Consider the following 15,797-nt stretch of genomic DNA (forward strand, 5'->3'; position numbering starts at 1 on the left):
CTCAGCACAGGAGCCCCCATGCGCAACCAAACCTTCACTACCGATCCCCTCGAACGTCTGGCACGCCGCCGTGCCGGGGCCAAAATGGGCTGGTACATCCATGCCAGCGTGTACCTGCTCGTCAACCTGCTGCTGGTCGCACTGTCGGTGGGCAGCGGGCGGCACTGGGCGGTGTTCCCCGCCCTGGGTTGGGGCATTGGCCTGGCCATCCATGGCGTGGTGGTGTTCTTTCTGGCAGGCGGCAGCGACCTGCACGAGCGCATGGTGCAGGCAGAACGTGACCGCCTTGCTGCTGCGCAAACCCCTCGCTGATCGGCTGACGATGACCTCTAGCTACAAAAACACGGCCATGACCAAAACCTGGATGGCCTGGTGCCTGGCCTTGCTGGCCGCCGCGGTCATCACGGCCAACCCTGCCCATGCGGGCGTGGGTCTCGCAGAGTTGCCCGGGCAGCAGGGCGACGGCCCCGTCACGGTGTTCTACCCCGCACAAGAGACCGACCAGCCCGTGCAGCGCGGCCCCTTTGCGCTGCAGCTGGCCTTGCAGGGCACTCCCGTGCCTGGCAACGGCCGGCTGGTGGTGGTGTCGCACGGCTCGGGCGGCAGCCCCTGGGTGCACGCCGACCTGGCCCGCGCACTGGTCCAAGCCGGGTTTGTGGTGGCCTTGCCAGAGCACGCGGGCGACAACTACAAAGACCACTCCACCCCGGGCCCCGAGAGCTGGAAGCGCCGCCCCGCCGAGGTCTCCCGCGCAGTGGATGCCGTGGCGCAGGATGCGCGCCTGGCGCCGCTGCTGGCGCTGGACAAGGTGGGCGTTTTCGGAGGGTCGGCCGGGGGCCATACCGCCCTGGTGTTTGCCGGGGGGAAATGGTCTCCCGCCCGCTTCAGGCAGCACTGCGAAGCACACTTGGAGGAGGACTTTTCGTCCTGTGTGGGCTTCACCACGCGCCTGCGCGGCAATTGGCTGGACGGCATCAAGAAGACCCTGGCGCTGGCCATCATCCGCCACCGCTTTGGCGACGAAGCGCTCTCCGCGCACACCGACCCACGCGTGGTGGCCACGGTGGCCGTGGTGCCGTTTGCAGCCGACTTCGACATGGGCAGTCTGGCCACCCCACGCATCGCGCTAGGGCTCATCACCGCAGGCAAGGACGTGAACCAGATCCCACGCTTTCACAGCAGTGCCGTGCTGGCCGCGTGCCAGGACCGCTGCACCCACATTGCCGACCTGCCAGACGGCAGCCACGGCATCATGTTGTCGCCCATGCCGCCGCTGGACCGCATGAACGACCTGACCCGTGAGCTTCTGGGCGACCCGCCCGCCTTTGACCGCAGCGTGCTGCCGCAGGTGGACGCAAGCACGGTGGCCTTTTTTGCCAAGCACCTGCAGCCGCTGAACGCTGCGCCCGTAAAGCCGACCCGGTGAAGCCTACAACCGCTAGCGCTGCCGACAACGTGCCGCCGCCTAGAATGAAAGCGCTATGCATATGACTCCCGAAGACCTCGACCAACTCGCCCGCCGCCGCGCAGGCGCCAAACTGGGTTGGTACACCCATGCGCTGGCCTACTTGGTCGTCAATATGGTGATTTTTGGGATGTCGCGCTACGGCTTTGGTGACCGGCCATGGTCGGTATACCCCCTGCTGGGCTGGGGGCTGGGGCTGGCGTTGCATGGCATCTCGGTGTTTGTGCTGGGCACGGGCAGCGGGCTGCGCGAGCGTTTGGTGCAAAAGGAGCGCGAGCGCCTGCAGCGCGAGCGTGATCGCAGCGGCCTCTGACAGCACCTTCCCCTCCGCAACACCACCATGACCATCGACTGGATCGACAAGCTGCGACGCATGCTGCAGACCATTGCGTTCTGCCTGGCCATTTCCGCCATCCAGTTCGCATTCCAGCCCGAAAAGCCTTACGACATCCCGGCCCGCTACTCGCTGGCCATAGGCCTGCTGACCTGGGCGCTGGTGGACTTTGGACGGCACCTGTTCCGGTCGAGCGAAAACACCGGCTGGCCTGCCGGCATGGCAGGCATTGGGCTGCCCTTGGTCGCCATCATCGTCGGCTATGTAGGCGGCACACTGGTTGGCGACTGGTGGTGCGGCGTGTCGTCGTGGGACGAACGGGGCCGCGCTCAGTTGCGCATCTCCATCGGTATCACGCTGATGGCGGGCATCGCCGCCATCTACTACTTCTATACCAACGGCAAAAGCGCGTGGCTGCATGCCAAGATGAACGAGGTGCGCAGCCAGGCCAGTGAGGCCCAGCTCAAGCTGCTAGAGACCCAGCTAGAGCCCCACATGCTGTTCAACACCCTGGCCAACCTGCGCGTTCTGATCGGCACAGACCCGGTCCGGGCGCAGGACATGCTGGACCGGATCATTGCCTACCTCCGCGCAACGCTGAGCGCATCGCGCAGCACCCAGCACCCGCTGGCCCTGGAGTTTGAACGCCTGCGCGACTATCTGGAGCTGATGGCTGTGCGCATGGGCCCTCGCATGGCCTATACGCTGGACCTGCCCGATGCGCTGCGGGATGTGCCTGTGCCGCCGTTGCTGCTGCAGCCCCTGGTGGAGAACGCCATCCGCCACGGGCTGGAGCCCCAGGTGGAAGGCGGCCACATCACCGTGCGTGCAACCACCCGGCCCAGCCCCCAGGGTCCGCTGCTGGTCATCGAGGTACAAGACACCGGGGCGGGCCTGCCCGCCACCCTGCCCGTCTCAGGCCCCGGCCAGAGCTTTGGACTGGCCCAGGTGCGCGAGCGTCTGGCCACACTGCACGGTGCTGCAGGCGCTCTTGAATTGATAGCAACAGAGCCAAATGGCACCAGCGCTACCGTCACATTTCCTTTGAAATCTGCCACTGCACCATGACAGAGCGAGCCCCGCATGCCCTGATTGCCGAAGACGAACCGCTGCTGGCCGCGGCCCTGCAGCAGGACCTGGCCCGCGCATGGCCAGAGCTGCAAGTGGTGGCCCTGGTGGGCGACGGTCGCTCGGCGGTGCGGCAGGCGCTGGCCATGCGGCCCGACGTGCTGTTCTTCGACATCCGCATGCCCGGCCAGAGTGGCATCGAGGCCGCCGCCGAACTGGCCGACGCCTGGCCGGATGACCTGCCCTTTCCGGCGCTGGTGTTTGCCACGGCCTACGACCAGTACGCCGTGCAGGCGTTTGAAGCGCAGGCGGTGGACTACTTGCTCAAACCCATCCAGGCCGACCGGCTGGCCCGCACCGTGGCCAAGGTGCAGGGCCTGCTGGCCCAGCGCACACCTGCCAGTTCATCTACAGCCGCTGCACCCCCAGCTGCACCTTCGGCAGCATCGCATTCACCCGAACTCGAAGCCACCATGGCCCAGCTGCGCGCGTTGCTCGGCGCACCCGGCCTGGGCATCGCGCCCGCCGCCGCGCCTGCTTCTGCCGCAACACGGCTGAGCGTGATTCAGGCCAGCCACGGCACGCAGATCCACATGGTGCCGGTGGCGGAGGTGGTGTACTTCGAGGCGGCCGACAAATATGTGCGCGTGCTCACGGCTGAGCGTGAATACCTGATCCGCACCGCGCTCAAGGAGCTGATCGAGCAGCTCGACCCGCAGGAGTTCTGGCAGGTGCACCGCAGCACCCTGGTGCGCGCCACGGCCATTGCCACCGTCACGCGCGACGAGGCGGGCAAGCAGCACATCAGCCTGCGCGGGCGGCCCGAGCGGCTGCCGGTGAGCCGCCTCTACGCGCACCTGTTCAAGGCGATGTAGCTGCGCCCTCAGTTCAAGCGGGCGGCAGCGCCTCCCAGCGCCCAGCCACATTCTTCAGCAGCGCATTCACTGCCGTCAGGCGGCGGCTCTTCACGTCGATCAGGCTGCGCTGTGACGACAGCACGGTGGTCTGGGCCGCCAGCACATTCAGGTAGCCCACGGTGCCCGCACGGTACTGGTTCTCCACCACGTCCAGCGCACGCTGCGCAGCGGCGGTGGCCTCGCGCTGCAATTGTTCCTCCTGCGCCAGCGCGGCGGCGACCGTGAGGTTGTCCTCCACCTCCTGCAGCGCGGTCAGCACCGTCTGACGGTAGGCGGCCGTGACCTGCGCGTGGTTGGCGCGTGCCGTCTCTACGGCGGCACTGCGCGCGCCTCCGTCAAAAATGGACGCCGCCAGCGCAGGCCCCAACGACCAGAACAGGTTGGGCGCGCTGAAGAGGTCGGCCAGCGGCGCCCCCCGGTATCCGCCCGCTGCCGACAGCGTGAGCGTGGGGAAATACGCCGCACGGGCCACGCCGATCTGCGCGTTGGCAGCGGCCATGCGGCGTTCTGCGGCAGCAATGTCGGGACGGCGCTGCAGCAGGTCGGACGGCAGGGCTTGTGGTACGGTCGCAGGTGCCGGCAATGTGGCCGTGGCCTCCAGCGCGAAGGCGGCAGGCGCCTGCCCCAGCAGCGCGGCCAGCGCGTGCTCCAGCTGGCTGCGCGTGGTTTGCGCCTCCAGCAGCTGCACCTGGGTGGATTTGTACTGTGCCTCCGCCTGCGCCACATCGGCGCTGGAGGCCACACCGGCCGCCTGGCGGTTGCGCGTCAGCTCCCAGCTGCGGTCGTAGGCCTTCAGGGTTTCGGCCAGCAGCGCGGCCTGTGCCTCCGCGGCACACAAAGAAAAATAGGTCTGTGTCACGGTGGCCTGCAACGACAGGCGGGCGGCAGCCAGGTCGTCGGCGCTGGCCTGGGCGCTGGCCTGCGCCGCACTCACCCCGGCAGAGATGCGGCCCCACAGGTCCAGCTCCCAGCTGGCAGACAGGCCCAGCGAATGGCTGGTGCTGATGCGCGCGGTGCTGCTGCCATCCGCCTGATTGTTCAGCTGCGTGCCGCTGCGCGCGCGGCTGCTGCTGGCATTGGCCCCCACGGTGGGCAAGGCCGCAGCGCCACTGCTGGTCACAGCCGCCTGGGCCGCACGCAGGCGGGCAGCGCTCTGCGCCAGGGTGGGGCTGTTGGCCTCGGCCTGCTGCTGCAGGCGGTCCAGCACAGCGTCGCCGTACACGGTCCACCAGGTCTCGGGCAAGGCGGTGGAGGCCTGTGGCTGCGCAGGCTTCCAGATGCCCTGGGCCTGGGCTGCGGCCTGCTCTTTGTAGGCGGCCGGAATGTCCATGGTGGGCCGCTCGTACGGCGGCGTCTGCGCGCAGCCCGCCAGCCACAGGCCGCTGGCCACCAGCGCAGGCCAGGCGACCCGACGTGAAAAAGTGAAAGAGGTCATCCGTCATTTCCTTGCAATACCACCGGGGCCGCAGGCGCGGCGCCCGCTGGCTTGCGGCGCCGCCCCACCGCGCGCAGCACGCGCGCACGCAGCCGGTCGAGCGCCACATACACCACCGGCGTGGTGTAGAGCGTGAGCCACTGGCTTACCAGCAGGCCACCCACAATCGCAATGCCCAGCGGCTGCCGCAGCTCGGCACCGTCGCCCCGCCCCAGGGCCAGCGGCAAGGCCCCAAAGATGGCGGCCACGGTGGTCATCAGGATGGGGCGCAATCGCAGATTGCACGCGCGGTAGATGGCCTGCGCCGCCGTGACAGGCACCCGGCCCGGCTCGCCCTGCTGGCGTTGCCGCGTGAGGGCAAAGTCAATCATCATGATCGCGTTCTTCTTCACGATGCCGATCAGCAGGATCACGCCAATGAGTGCGATGAGCGAGAACTCGGTCTTGAACAGCATGAGCGCCAGCAACGCGCCCACGCCTGCAGACGGCAGCGTGGACAGAATGGTGATGGGGTGCACCAGGCTCTCGTACAACATGCCCAGCACTAGGTAGATGGTGATGATGGCTGCCAGGATCAGCAACGGCTGACCCGCCAGCGCGTCCTGGAACGCCCCCGCCGTGCCGCTGAACGAGCCACGCACCGACACCGGCACGCCCAGCTCGGCCACCGCGTTGTTCACCGCCTCGGTGGCCTGCGACAGCGACACCCCCGGCGCCAGGCTGAAGCTGATGCTGCTGGCGGGTGTGCCCCGGTCGTGATTGACCGACAGCGGTGTGTTGGTGGTGGTGATGCGCGCAAACGCTGTGAGCGGAATCTGCTGCCCCTGGCTGTTGACGAAAAAGAAGCCGCGCAGCGTCTCGGGGTTCTGCAGGTAGCGCGGCGCGGCCTCCATGACCACGCGGTACTGGTTGAGCGGGTTGTAGATCACGCCCACCTGGCGCTGGCCGAAGGCGTTGTTGAGTGTGGCGTCGATCTGCGCCATGGTCAGGCCCATCCGGGTCACGGCATCGCGGTCGATGACCAGCGAGGTCTGCAGACCAAAGTCCTGCACGTCGCTGTTCACGTCCTCCAGCTCGGGCAGCTGGCTCAGCACCTGGCGGATGCGTGGCTCCCAGGTGCGCAGGTCGCCAATGTCGTCGGCCTGCAGGGTGTAGTCGAACGAGGCACCACTCTGGCGCCCGCCAATGCGGATGTCGCGCTGCGGCACCATGAACAGGCGCGCGCCCGGCTCGTTCTTGAGTTGCTCGCGCAGCCGCGTTATCACGGCCTCCGAACTCTCCTGCCCGGGCCCACGCTTGAGGGTCATGAACATTTGCGCCGCATTGCGCTGCCAGCCCCCCGTGAAGCCGGTCACATGCTCCACGGCCGGGTCGGCCTGCACGATGGACAGGAAACGCTGCAGCCGCTGCTCCATGGCCTGGTAGGACGTGGCCTGGTCGGCCCGGATGAAGCCCGAGATGCGCCCGGTGTCCTGCTCGGGCATGAAGCCCTTGTCGATGGCGGTGTAGAGGTACACGTTGAGCCCCACCACACACACCAGCGCCAGCAGGGCCACCGGCTGATGGCGCAGGCACCAGGCCAGGCTGCGGCGGTACAGGCGCATGCCCCGCACCTGCATACGATCCACCCAGCGACCGATCCGATGGCTGAAGGCCGCAGCCCAGCCCCTGCGCCGCGCCGTTGCCGGACTGTGGGGCTTGAGCAGCGCGGCGCACATCATGGGCGTGGTGGTGAGCGACACCACCATCGACACCAGGATGGCCGAGGACATGACGATGGCGAACTCGCGGAAAAACCGCCCCACGATCCCACCCATGAACAAGATGGGAACAAACACCGCAATCAGCGAAATGCTCATGGACACCACGGTGAAGCCGATCTCGCGCGCGCCGTCCAGCGACGCCCGCAGCGCGGTCTTGCCCCGCTCCATATGGCGCATGATGTTCTCCAGCACCACGATCGCGTCGTCCACCACAAAGCCCGTGGCCACCGTGAGCGCCATCAGCGAGAGGTTGTCGAGCGTGTAGCCCGCCAGGTACATCACGCCAAACGTGCCTGCCAGCGACACCGGCACCGCCACGCTGGGGATGAGCGTGGCACGCCCGTTGCGCAAGAACAGGAACACCACCAGCACCACCAGCGCCACGGCGATCAGCAGCGCGCGCTCCACCTCCTTGACGGAGGCGCGCAGCGTGGGCGTACGGTCGGACACCACCTCGATGTCGATGGCCGCCGGGATGGAGGCCTGCAGCGCGGGCAGCAGCGAACGCACGCGCTCCACGGCTTCGAGGATGTTGGCGCCAGGCTGCTTGTACACCTGCAGCAGCACCGCCGGTTTGCCATTGGCCACGCCAAAGTTGCGTACATCCTGCACCGAGTCCACCACCTCGGCCACGTCCTGCAGCCGCACGGCCTGGCCGTTCTTCCAGCGCAGCACCAGGGGCGCGTAGTCGGCCGCCACACGGGCCTGGTCGTTGGTGGCCACCTGCCAGTAGTGGTCTTCCCGCTCCACCGCGCCCAGCGGGCGGTTGGCGTTGGTGCTGACGATGGCACTGCGCACCTGTTCCAGCGAGATGCCGTTGGACGCGAGCCGCACCGGGTCCAGCTCCACGCGCACGGCGGGCAGCGCGCCCCCGCTCACCGTGGCCTGGCCCACGCCCTCGACCTGCGAGAGCTTTTGCGCCAGCACGGTAGATGCCGCGTCGTACATCTGCCCGCGTGTGAGCAGGTCCGACGTGAGCGCCAGGATCATGATGGGAGAGTCGGCCGGGTTGACCTTGCGGTAGGTCGGGTTGCTGGGCATGCCCGTGGGCAGCAGCGTGCGCGCGGCGTTGATGGCGGCCTGCACATCGCGCGCTGCGCTGTCCACGTTGCGGTCCAGGTCGAACTGCAGCGTGATGGAAGTGCTGCCCAGAATGGAGCGCGAGGTGATCTCGGTCACGCCCGCAATCGCGCCCAGCGACCGCTCCAGCGGCGTGGCGACGGTGGCGGCCATGGTGTCGGGGCTGGCCCCGGGCAGGCTGGCGCTGACCGAGATGGTGGGGTAGTCCACCTGCGGCAATGGGGCCACGGGCAGCAGGAAGAACGACACCGCACCCGCCAGGGCCAGGCCCAGGGTGAGAAGCATGGTGCCGATGGGGCGGTGGATGAAGGGGGTGGAGAGGCTCATGGGTGGGCTCTCCGGGTGGTTTTTGGATGTTTTTGGCTTGATGCGCTAGTGGAATATGCGCTGGCAGCTATTGTTTTTGTAGTGTTTTCTTTTGGGCGCTGATTGGGCCGCATGCCTTTGTTGAGGGCGGAGGCCGGGAGTCGCCCGGCGTGCGAGTCCCTTTCTTTCGCGTCGCCGAAAGAAAGGAACCAAAGAAAGGGCGACCCCGCTGTCTGCGTCCCCTGCGCTTCGCTACGGGGCAACCTGCGGTGCTCGGGTTTGGCGGGGTCTCGCTCAACTCGCGCCGCTGCGCGTCGCTCAGACACACGCGAGCCCTGGTCCGCCAAACCCTGCGCTCCTCGGCGCATCCAGAGGGGCAAGGGAGCAGAACATCCACACGGGCCTTTGCTTCGCTCGGCCCCACCTCGCGGGCGCAAACGCCGCGCGCTGCGCAGCCTGGGCCGAGCAAAGCGATGGCCCGAATGGATGTCCGGCTGTTTGGATGTTCGGCTGTCCACCCCCTGCTGGCTGCGCCTGCGGCGGGGCGGTTGCGGGGTGAGCATGGGCGTCGAAGCGCCCATGCTTCGTGAACTGACTCGCCGTGGCTGTCCGAGCGGCGCGCGGCAGCGCAAAGCGAGTTCCACGGCGCACCCCGCAACCGCCCCGCCGCAGGTTTGCCCCTTCGCAACGCGAAGGGGTCGCAGACTGGGGGTCGCCTTTCTTTTGGGTACTTTTCTTTGGCGAAGCAAAGAAAAGTACCTCGCCCGCCGGGGCGACAACCCGGCTCCCGCGCTCAAACTAAGCACGCCATTCATAAACAGCAACGCTTCAGGCATTCACTACCTCGAAACGCCCACGCCACCGCTGCGCCCACTCCTCAAACGTGAGGTAAATCACCGGGGTAGTGAACAGCGTGAGCAACTGACTCAGGATCAGCCCCCCCACCATCGTCACCCCCAGCGGATGCCGCAGCTCACTGCCCACCCCCGTGCCCAACATCATCGGCAAGGCACCCAGCAAAGCCGCCAATGTCGTCATCAAGATGGGCCGGAACCGCAAAAGACAGGCCTGGTAGATCGCATCGCGCGCACTCAAGCCCTCGTCCCGCTGCGCCTCCAGCGCAAAGTCGATCATCATGATCGCGTTCTTCTTCACGATGCCGATCAGCAGCACGATGCCGATGATGGCAATGATGTCCAGGTCCAGCCGCGCTGCCATCAACGCCAGCAACGCCCCTACCCCAGCAGAGGGCAGCGTGGACAAGATCGTCACCGGGTGCACCGTACTCTCGTACAGCACGCCCAGCACGATGTACATGGTGACCACCGCCGCCAGGATCAGCAGCAACGTGTTCGACAACGACGCCTGGAACGCCAGCGCCGCCCCCTGAAAACTCGTCTCCACCGACAGCGGCAACTGCCCCTCGGCCTGCACAGCGGCCTTCTCCCGCTCTATGGCAGCCACTGCATTGCCCAGCGACACACCCGGCGCGGTGTTGAACGAAATCGTCGCAGCCGGCAGCTGGCCCACATGGTTGACCACCAGCGGCATGTTGCGCTCTTCGATGCGTGCCACCGATGACAGCGGCACCGGCGCGCCGATGCTGGAGGGCACATAGATGCTCTGCAACGCCTCGGGGCCCACCTTGAACTGGGGCGCCACCTCCAGCACCACACGGTACTGGTTGGACTGCGTGAAGATGGTCGAAATCAGCCGCTGGCCGAAGGCGTTGTACAGCGCCGCATCAATGCCCGCAACCGTCACGCCCAGGCGGCTGGCCTGGGCACGGTCGATCTGCACATAGGCCTGGCGGCCCTGGTCTTGCAGGTCGCTGGCCACGTCGGTCAGCTCTGGCAAGGCACGCAGGCGGCGTAGTAGCTCGGTGGTGCTGGTGGTGAGCTGCTGCATGTCGGGCGACGACAGCAGCCATTGGTATTGCGTGCGTGCCACCCGGTCCTCAATGGTCAGGTCCTGCACAGGCTGGATGAACAGGCGGACGCCCGGCAGGTTCTGCACCCGCTCGGCGAGGCGCTGCTGCACCACATCGGCCTTGGCGCGCTGCGCGTGCGGCTGCAGGTCGATCAGCAGGCGTCCTGTGTTGAGCGTGGTGTTGGCGCCATCGACGCCGATGAACGACGAGACGCTGCGCACGGCCGGGTCTTGCAGAAGGCGCTCGGCCACGGCTTGCTGGCGCTCGGCCATGCCCGCAAACGAGATCGACTGGTCGGCCTCGGTGGTGGCCTGCAGCGTGCCAGTGTCCTGCACCGGAAAGAAGCCCTTGGGGATGAACAGATACAGCACCACGGTGAGCGCCAGGGTGGCCGCAAACACCAGCCAGGTGGTGCCCCGGTGGTTCAGCACCCAGCCCAGCATGCGGCCATAGCCTGCGATGGTGTGATCAAAAAAATGTCCCGTGGCGCGGTACAGGCGGCCGTGGCTCTCCTCGGGCGTGTGGCGCAGCAGGCGCGCGCACAGCATGGGCGTGAGCGTGAGCGACACCACGGCCGAGATCAGGATGGACACGGCCAGCGTGATGGCGAACTCGTGGAACAGCCGGCCCACCACATCGCCCATGAACAGCAGCGGGATCAGCACGGCGATCAGCGAGATGGTGAGCGAGATGATGGTGAAGCCGATCTGCTGCGAGCCCTTGAGCGCAGCCTCCAAGGGGGTGATGTGGAGTGCGGGAGCGTTCTGGCTGCGGCCGGACGCTACCGCGTCCTTCACGGGGCCTTCGTCCCCATGAGCCTGCGCCGAAACATTGCCCGGCATCTCGAGATGCCGGGCAATGTTTTCGATCATCACGATGGCATCGTCCACCACAAAGCCGGTGGAGATGGTCAGCGCCATCAGCGTGAGGTTGTTGATGGAGAACCCCGCGAGGTACATCACGCCACAGGTGCCAATGAGCGACAGCGGCACGGCCACGCTCGGGATCAGCGTGGCCGAGGGGCTGCGCAGGAAGACAAAGATCACCGCCACCACCAGCAGCACGGCCAGGCCCAGCTCCACCTGCATGTCGCGCACCGAGGCGCGCACCGTCACCGTGCGGTCCGTCAGCACCTGCACATCCAGCGACGCGGGCAAGGTGCTTTGCAGCTGCGGCAGCAGGGCCTTGATGCGGTCCACCGTGTCGATCACGTTGGCGCCGGGCTGGCGGCGGATGTTGAGGATCACGCCGGGTTTGGCCCCGGTGTCTGCCGTGCCCGCCCAGGCGGCGAGGCGCGTGTTCTCGGCATCGTCCACCGTTTCGGCCACGTCCTTCAGGCGCACGGGGGCGCCATTCTTGAAGGCGATGATGAGGTCGCGGTATTCGGCAGCCGACTGCAGCTGGTCGTTGGCATCAATGGTGGATGCACGGGCCGGGCCGTCGAAGCCTCCCTTGGCCTGCTTGACGTTGGCGGCTGCGATGGAGGTGCGCACGTCTTCCAGCGTGAGGCCCAGCTGCGCCAGTGCCGTGGGGTTGGCCTGGATGCGCACGGCCGGGCGGCGCCCGCCCGCAATCGCCACCAGGCCCACGCCCTGCACCTGCGAGAGTTTGGGTGCCAGGCGGTTTTCCACCAGGTCGTTCACGCGGATCACAGGCAGCGAGGGCGAGGTGATGGCCAGCGTGAGGACGGGCGCATCGGCCGGGTTGACCTTGCTGTACAGCGGGGGCATGGGCAGGTCGCTGGGCAGCAGGTTGCTGCCCGCGTTGATGGCCGCCTGCACCTGCTGCTCGGCCACGTCCAGCGCCATGTCGAGCGCAAAACGCAGCGTGATCACCGAAGCCCCGCCCGAGCTGGTGGACGACATTTGCGACAGCCCCGGCATCTGCCCGAACTGCCGCTCCAGCGGGGCCGTGACGTTGGAGGTCATCACGTCGGGGCTCGCGCCCGGGTACAGCGTGGTGACCTGGATGGTGGGGTAGTCCACCTCGGGCAGGGCCGAGGTGGGCAGCAGCCGGTAGGCCATCAGCCCCGCGATCAGGATGGCCACCATCAGCAGCGCGGTGGCGATGGGGCGCAGGATGAAAAGGCGCGACAGATTCATGGCGGCGGGTGCGCTGGCAAGACAGGCAGGGGAGAAACCGGGGTGCCGCTGCGCTCAGCGCGCCGGGCTGGCTGCGCCACCCTGGGACGGCGGCTGCTGTTGCAGCCGCTCGCGGATGTAGGCACGGCGCTCCTCCTGCGGCATTGCCATCACGCGGGCGCGCTCGTCGGCGGGCATCTGGTCCAGCAGTGCCTTCACCTGCGGAGGGATGCCCCTTGGGGGTTCGGAGCTACGGTCTGCAGGCGCTGCGGGGGCTGCATGCGGTGCAGGCGGTGCAGCGCCTGGGGATGCTTGTGGTGCAGCTGCTCTGGGTGGTGCTTCGCTGCGCTGCTGTTGTGGCGCAGCAGAGGCCTGCGGGGCAGACGCCGGGGCAGCGCCGGGAGCACCCACACCCGACGCCGAAGAGGCTGCAGCAGACGCCGCCGACGCTGGAGCCGCTGCGCCGCCCGCGCCCATCTGCGCTCGCCGCTCGCGCAAGAAGGCGCGGCGCTCTTCGGGGCTCATCTTCTGCAGCTTTTCACGCACATCGGGGGGCAGCGATGCGATGAAGGCGCGGCGCTGCGCGGCCTGGTCCTGCGCCGCCTGGTCGGCACGGGTGACAGCACCGGCATCGATGACGGCGACCTTGGCGCCTTCACGCAGGCGGTCGATGCCGTCCGTGACCACCTGCTCGCCCTCGCGCAGCTCGCCTTCGACGCTCACCCGGTCGCCGTCGGTAACGCCCACGCGGATGCGGCGCTGGGTCACGGTGCTGTCTTCCTGCACCAAGTAGACATAGTTGTTCTGCACGGCCGTGGCCGGCACAGTCAGCACGCCCTGGAGCAGGTTGACCTGCAGGCGCACGTTGACGAACTGGTTGGGGTACAGGGCGCCGTCTTCATTCGCAAAAGCGGCCTTCACCTTGATGGTGCCGGTGGCGCTGTCAATGGCGTTGTCCAGCGCCACCACACGGCCCTTGGCCAGCTGGCGGCGGCTGTCGCGGTCCCACAGCTCCACGCTCAGCTCTTCGCCTGCGGCCATGCGGCGACGCATCTGGGGCAGGTGCGCCTCGGGCACGGAGAACGCTGCATCGATGGGCCGCACCTGGTTGATGGTGACGATGCCGTTCGCGTCGCTCGGCCCCACCACGTTGCCCCGGTCCGCCTGGCGCAAGCCCAGGCGGCCGGCAAATGGTGCGGTGACCTGGGTGTAGCTCAGTTGCAGGCGCGCGGCGTCCACCTGCGCCTGGTCCGAGGCCACGGTGCCTTCCAGCTGCCGCACCAGTGCGGCCTGGGTGTCTACCTGCTGGCTGGCGATGGAGTCGCGCGCCAGCAGGTCCTGATAACGCTTGAGGTCGAGCTGCGCATTCTTGAGCAGCGCCTGGTCACGCTGCAGCGTGCCCTGCGCCTGCGACAGCGCCGCCTGGTAGCTGCGCGCATCGATCTCGGCCAGCACCTGGCCTGCACGCACCTCGTCACCTTCCTTGAAGCGCACCGACGTCAGCTCGCCGCCGACCTTGGCGCGCACCACGGCGGTGGCGCGTGCGCTCATGGTGCCGATGGCGCTCACCACCACCCGCACATCGCCCCGCTGCACGGTGCCTACCGACACGGGCTGTACGTTGCCCCCACCAAAGCGCCCGGGCCCACTGCCGGGCTTGCGCGCCGCGTTGGGCCCCGTGGCGGCACCGCCAGCGCTGGCCGCGGCCGCTGCATCCTGGCGCTGTTTCCACCACCAGGCACAACCTCCCACCGCAGCCAGCGCCACGGAGGCCAGTAACAACGCGGAGATCCAGCGCAGCTTGCCAGACTGCAATCTTGCGGGCCTCTGTGGACGGGTCAACGAACGGTTCAGGGGCATGGTGGGGCGCAACGAGGAATGAGCGAACGGGTATGGTAGCCAGCGCACCCCCCGGGGCTGCCGCCCGGCGGGTACCCTTTACCGGGGATTTACGCGCGCTTTGGGCGGGGTTTACCGATGTATCGGCTCAGCCCCGCCAGGGGGCAGCAATCAGCGGTTGGTGGCCAGCAGAAGGCCGCCAGCACCCATGAAGAAACCGCCGGTGGCCTTGTTCAGGCGGGCCACACCGCGCGAGGTGCGGATGAAGCGGCGGATCTGGCGCCCGAAGCTGGCGTACACGGCCGTCGAGACGAATTCGCTGCCCAGATAGATGGAGCCCAGCACCAGAAACTGGCGCGCTGCAGGCTGCGCGGGGTCGATGAACTGCGGAAAGATCGCCGCGAACAGGATGATCGCCTTGGGGTTGGTGATGCCCAGCAAAAACTCCTGCGCGATGAGAGCACGCAGATGGAACTGGGCCGGTTGACCCGACGCCTGGCCACTGCCAGGTGCATCCTCCAGCGCCAAGCCGCTGAACTCGCGGCTGTGCCAGGCCTTCCAGCCCAGCCAGAACAGGTAGGCAGCACCCACCCACTTCACCGCCGTGAACGCCGCTTCGGACGCCAGCAGCATCGCCCCCAGGCCAACCGCAGACACCGTCAGAAAGATCGCGAACGCCGCTGCCCGGCCCACCGTGGCGATCATCGCGGGGCCCACGCCTGCGCGGATGCCGTTGTTGAGGCCACAGAAATTATTGGGCCCCGGGGTGAGCGAGATGGCGATGGCAACCGGAACAAATAGCAGCGCATCCATGGGACGGTCCTTGCAGGGTGAGGCGTGTGTGAGGGGAAACGGTCAGCACCGCAGTCTACGGCAGACCCTGCCTACACGGCCGACCCCAGGGCACATGCCCCCAAGGCGCCCTCTACCACCTCACAACGCCTTAGGACAGGTTCTTACAGATCCAGCACCGAGCCCCAAGGCACATCGGGCAGGGCTTCGTAATGCGCCACCACGGTCAGGCGGTCTGGTCTGGCCGCTTGGGATGCCAGGGCCTGCGCCAGGTAGCGAATGGAGGGCTTGTCCAGCCCCCCCACGGGCTCGTCGATCAAGGTCAATGGTGCATTCGAGGCCAAGGCCCCTGCCATGAGCACCTTGCGCTTGCTGCCGGTAGACAGGGCGTAAAAGGGCTTGTCCAGGTGCTCGTGCAGGCTGAACCCGTCGATGTGCTCCACCAAGGCTGCCACATCCCATCGGGGGTAGCGTGCGGGCAGGCTGTCGAGCCAACCCCTGGCAGTGAGCGGGTCCCACTCGCTGGATCGCGGGTCCACCCAGAAGACCCGTGGTGCCGAGGCCTTGGCGGCCTGGTTCAGGTCCACCCCTTGCAGCCTGATGCTGCCAGCCTGCGCCGTCAGCTCGCCAGCCAGCAGACGCAGCAACGTGGTCTTGCCGGTGCTTCCATCACCGCGCACCAGAGCCAGACCCGGGGGCCAGGCCAGCGACAGGTTGTCCAGCACCGCACACTCCGGGTACGCAAACCGCAACCCCTTCACCCACAAAAACACGCTCTCAGCCACCC

Annotated in this window: 11 protein-coding genes; 5 read left to right on the forward strand and 6 right to left on the reverse strand. The window is 67.5% G+C overall.

Going from position 1 to position 15,797, the window contains the following annotated elements; translation table 11 throughout:
* Nucleotides 1-18 precede the first annotated feature (18 nt).
* From AC1Q64_RS20645 to AC1Q64_RS20665, 5 genes are read left to right on the forward strand one after another with little or no spacing between them, the layout of a single operon-like run.
* Nucleotides 19-312, forward strand: coding sequence for a 2TM domain-containing protein (locus AC1Q64_RS20645; protein ID WP_492252633.1), 294 nt, complete (start codon nucleotides 19-21; stop codon nucleotides 310-312).
* 37 nt (nucleotides 313-349) lie between these two features.
* Complete coding sequence (locus AC1Q64_RS20650) at nucleotides 350-1,426, forward strand: alpha/beta hydrolase family protein (RefSeq protein ID WP_492252634.1); 1,077 nt, start codon at nucleotides 350-352, stop codon at nucleotides 1,424-1,426.
* A gap of 55 nt (nucleotides 1,427-1,481) precedes the next feature.
* Nucleotides 1,482-1,778: a 2TM domain-containing protein gene (locus tag AC1Q64_RS20655; protein ID WP_291437050.1), complete on the forward strand. Its 297-nt coding sequence runs from the start codon at nucleotides 1,482-1,484 to the stop codon at nucleotides 1,776-1,778.
* 27 nt (nucleotides 1,779-1,805) lie between these two features.
* Nucleotides 1,806-2,867, forward strand: a complete 1,062-nt coding sequence (locus AC1Q64_RS20660) for a sensor histidine kinase (RefSeq protein WP_291437052.1) — start codon at nucleotides 1,806-1,808, stop codon at nucleotides 2,865-2,867.
* Nucleotides 2,864-3,742 carry a LytR/AlgR family response regulator transcription factor gene (locus AC1Q64_RS20665; protein WP_492252635.1) on the forward strand — a complete coding sequence of 293 codons (879 nt, stop codon included), beginning with the start codon at nucleotides 2,864-2,866 and terminating at the stop codon, nucleotides 3,740-3,742. The genes AC1Q64_RS20660 and AC1Q64_RS20665 overlap by 4 nt, the downstream gene beginning before the upstream one ends.
* A 13-nt stretch (nucleotides 3,743-3,755) precedes the next feature.
* On the opposite strand, the gene AC1Q64_RS20670 is transcribed toward AC1Q64_RS20665, so the two are convergent.
* The 6 genes from AC1Q64_RS20670 to AC1Q64_RS20695 all read right to left on the reverse strand — a co-directional run bounded on the left by AC1Q64_RS20670 (nucleotide 3,756) and on the right by AC1Q64_RS20695 (nucleotide 15,795).
* On the reverse strand, nucleotides 3,756-5,219 hold the full coding sequence (locus AC1Q64_RS20670) for an efflux transporter outer membrane subunit (RefSeq protein ID WP_492252636.1): 1,464 nt from the start codon (nucleotides 5,217-5,219) through the stop codon (nucleotides 3,756-3,758).
* Nucleotides 5,216-8,389, reverse strand: coding sequence for an efflux RND transporter permease subunit (locus AC1Q64_RS20675; RefSeq protein WP_492252637.1), 3,174 nt, complete (start codon nucleotides 8,387-8,389; stop codon nucleotides 5,216-5,218). The genes AC1Q64_RS20670 and AC1Q64_RS20675 overlap by 4 nt, the downstream gene beginning before the upstream one ends.
* A gap of 807 nt (nucleotides 8,390-9,196) precedes the next feature.
* On the reverse strand, nucleotides 9,197-12,400 hold the full coding sequence (locus AC1Q64_RS20680; protein WP_492252638.1) for an efflux RND transporter permease subunit: 3,204 nt from the start codon (nucleotides 12,398-12,400) through the stop codon (nucleotides 9,197-9,199).
* Between the two features lie 54 nt (nucleotides 12,401-12,454).
* Nucleotides 12,455-14,239 carry an efflux RND transporter periplasmic adaptor subunit gene (locus AC1Q64_RS20685; protein WP_492252639.1) on the reverse strand — a complete coding sequence of 595 codons (1,785 nt, stop codon included), beginning with the start codon at nucleotides 14,237-14,239 and terminating at the stop codon, nucleotides 12,455-12,457.
* A gap of 150 nt (nucleotides 14,240-14,389) precedes the next feature.
* A complete protein-coding gene (locus tag AC1Q64_RS20690; protein ID WP_436077819.1) occupies nucleotides 14,390-15,031 on the reverse strand; it encodes a LysE family translocator in 642 nt (213 codons plus the stop codon).
* Between the two features lie 143 nt (nucleotides 15,032-15,174).
* Complete coding sequence (locus tag AC1Q64_RS20695) at nucleotides 15,175-15,795, reverse strand: ABC transporter ATP-binding protein (protein WP_492252640.1); 621 nt, start codon at nucleotides 15,793-15,795, stop codon at nucleotides 15,175-15,177.
* Nucleotides 15,796-15,797: the final 2 nt, after the last annotated feature.

Source organism: Acidovorax sp. GW835-FHT14G06 (assembly GCF_058793595.1).

Coding starts and splice junctions, on each gene's coding strand:
- AC1Q64_RS20645 (WP_492252633.1), top strand. CDS start 19: ATGCGCAACCAAACCTTCACTACCGATCCCCTCGAACGTCTGGCACGC.
- AC1Q64_RS20650 (WP_492252634.1), top strand. CDS start 350: ATGACCAAAACCTGGATGGCCTGGTGCCTGGCCTTGCTGGCCGCCGCG.
- AC1Q64_RS20655 (WP_291437050.1), top strand. CDS start 1,482: ATGCATATGACTCCCGAAGACCTCGACCAACTCGCCCGCCGCCGCGCA.
- AC1Q64_RS20660 (WP_291437052.1), top strand. CDS start 1,806: ATGACCATCGACTGGATCGACAAGCTGCGACGCATGCTGCAGACCATT.
- AC1Q64_RS20665 (WP_492252635.1), top strand. CDS start 2,864: ATGACAGAGCGAGCCCCGCATGCCCTGATTGCCGAAGACGAACCGCTG.
- AC1Q64_RS20670 (WP_492252636.1), bottom strand. CDS start 5,219: ATGACCTCTTTCACTTTTTCACGTCGGGTCGCCTGGCCTGCGCTGGTG.
- AC1Q64_RS20675 (WP_492252637.1), bottom strand. CDS start 8,389: ATGAGCCTCTCCACCCCCTTCATCCACCGCCCCATCGGCACCATGCTT.
- AC1Q64_RS20680 (WP_492252638.1), bottom strand. CDS start 12,400: ATGAATCTGTCGCGCCTTTTCATCCTGCGCCCCATCGCCACCGCGCTG.
- AC1Q64_RS20685 (WP_492252639.1), bottom strand. CDS start 14,239: ATGCCCCTGAACCGTTCGTTGACCCGTCCACAGAGGCCCGCAAGATTG.
- AC1Q64_RS20690 (WP_436077819.1), bottom strand. CDS start 15,031: ATGGATGCGCTGCTATTTGTTCCGGTTGCCATCGCCATCTCGCTCACC.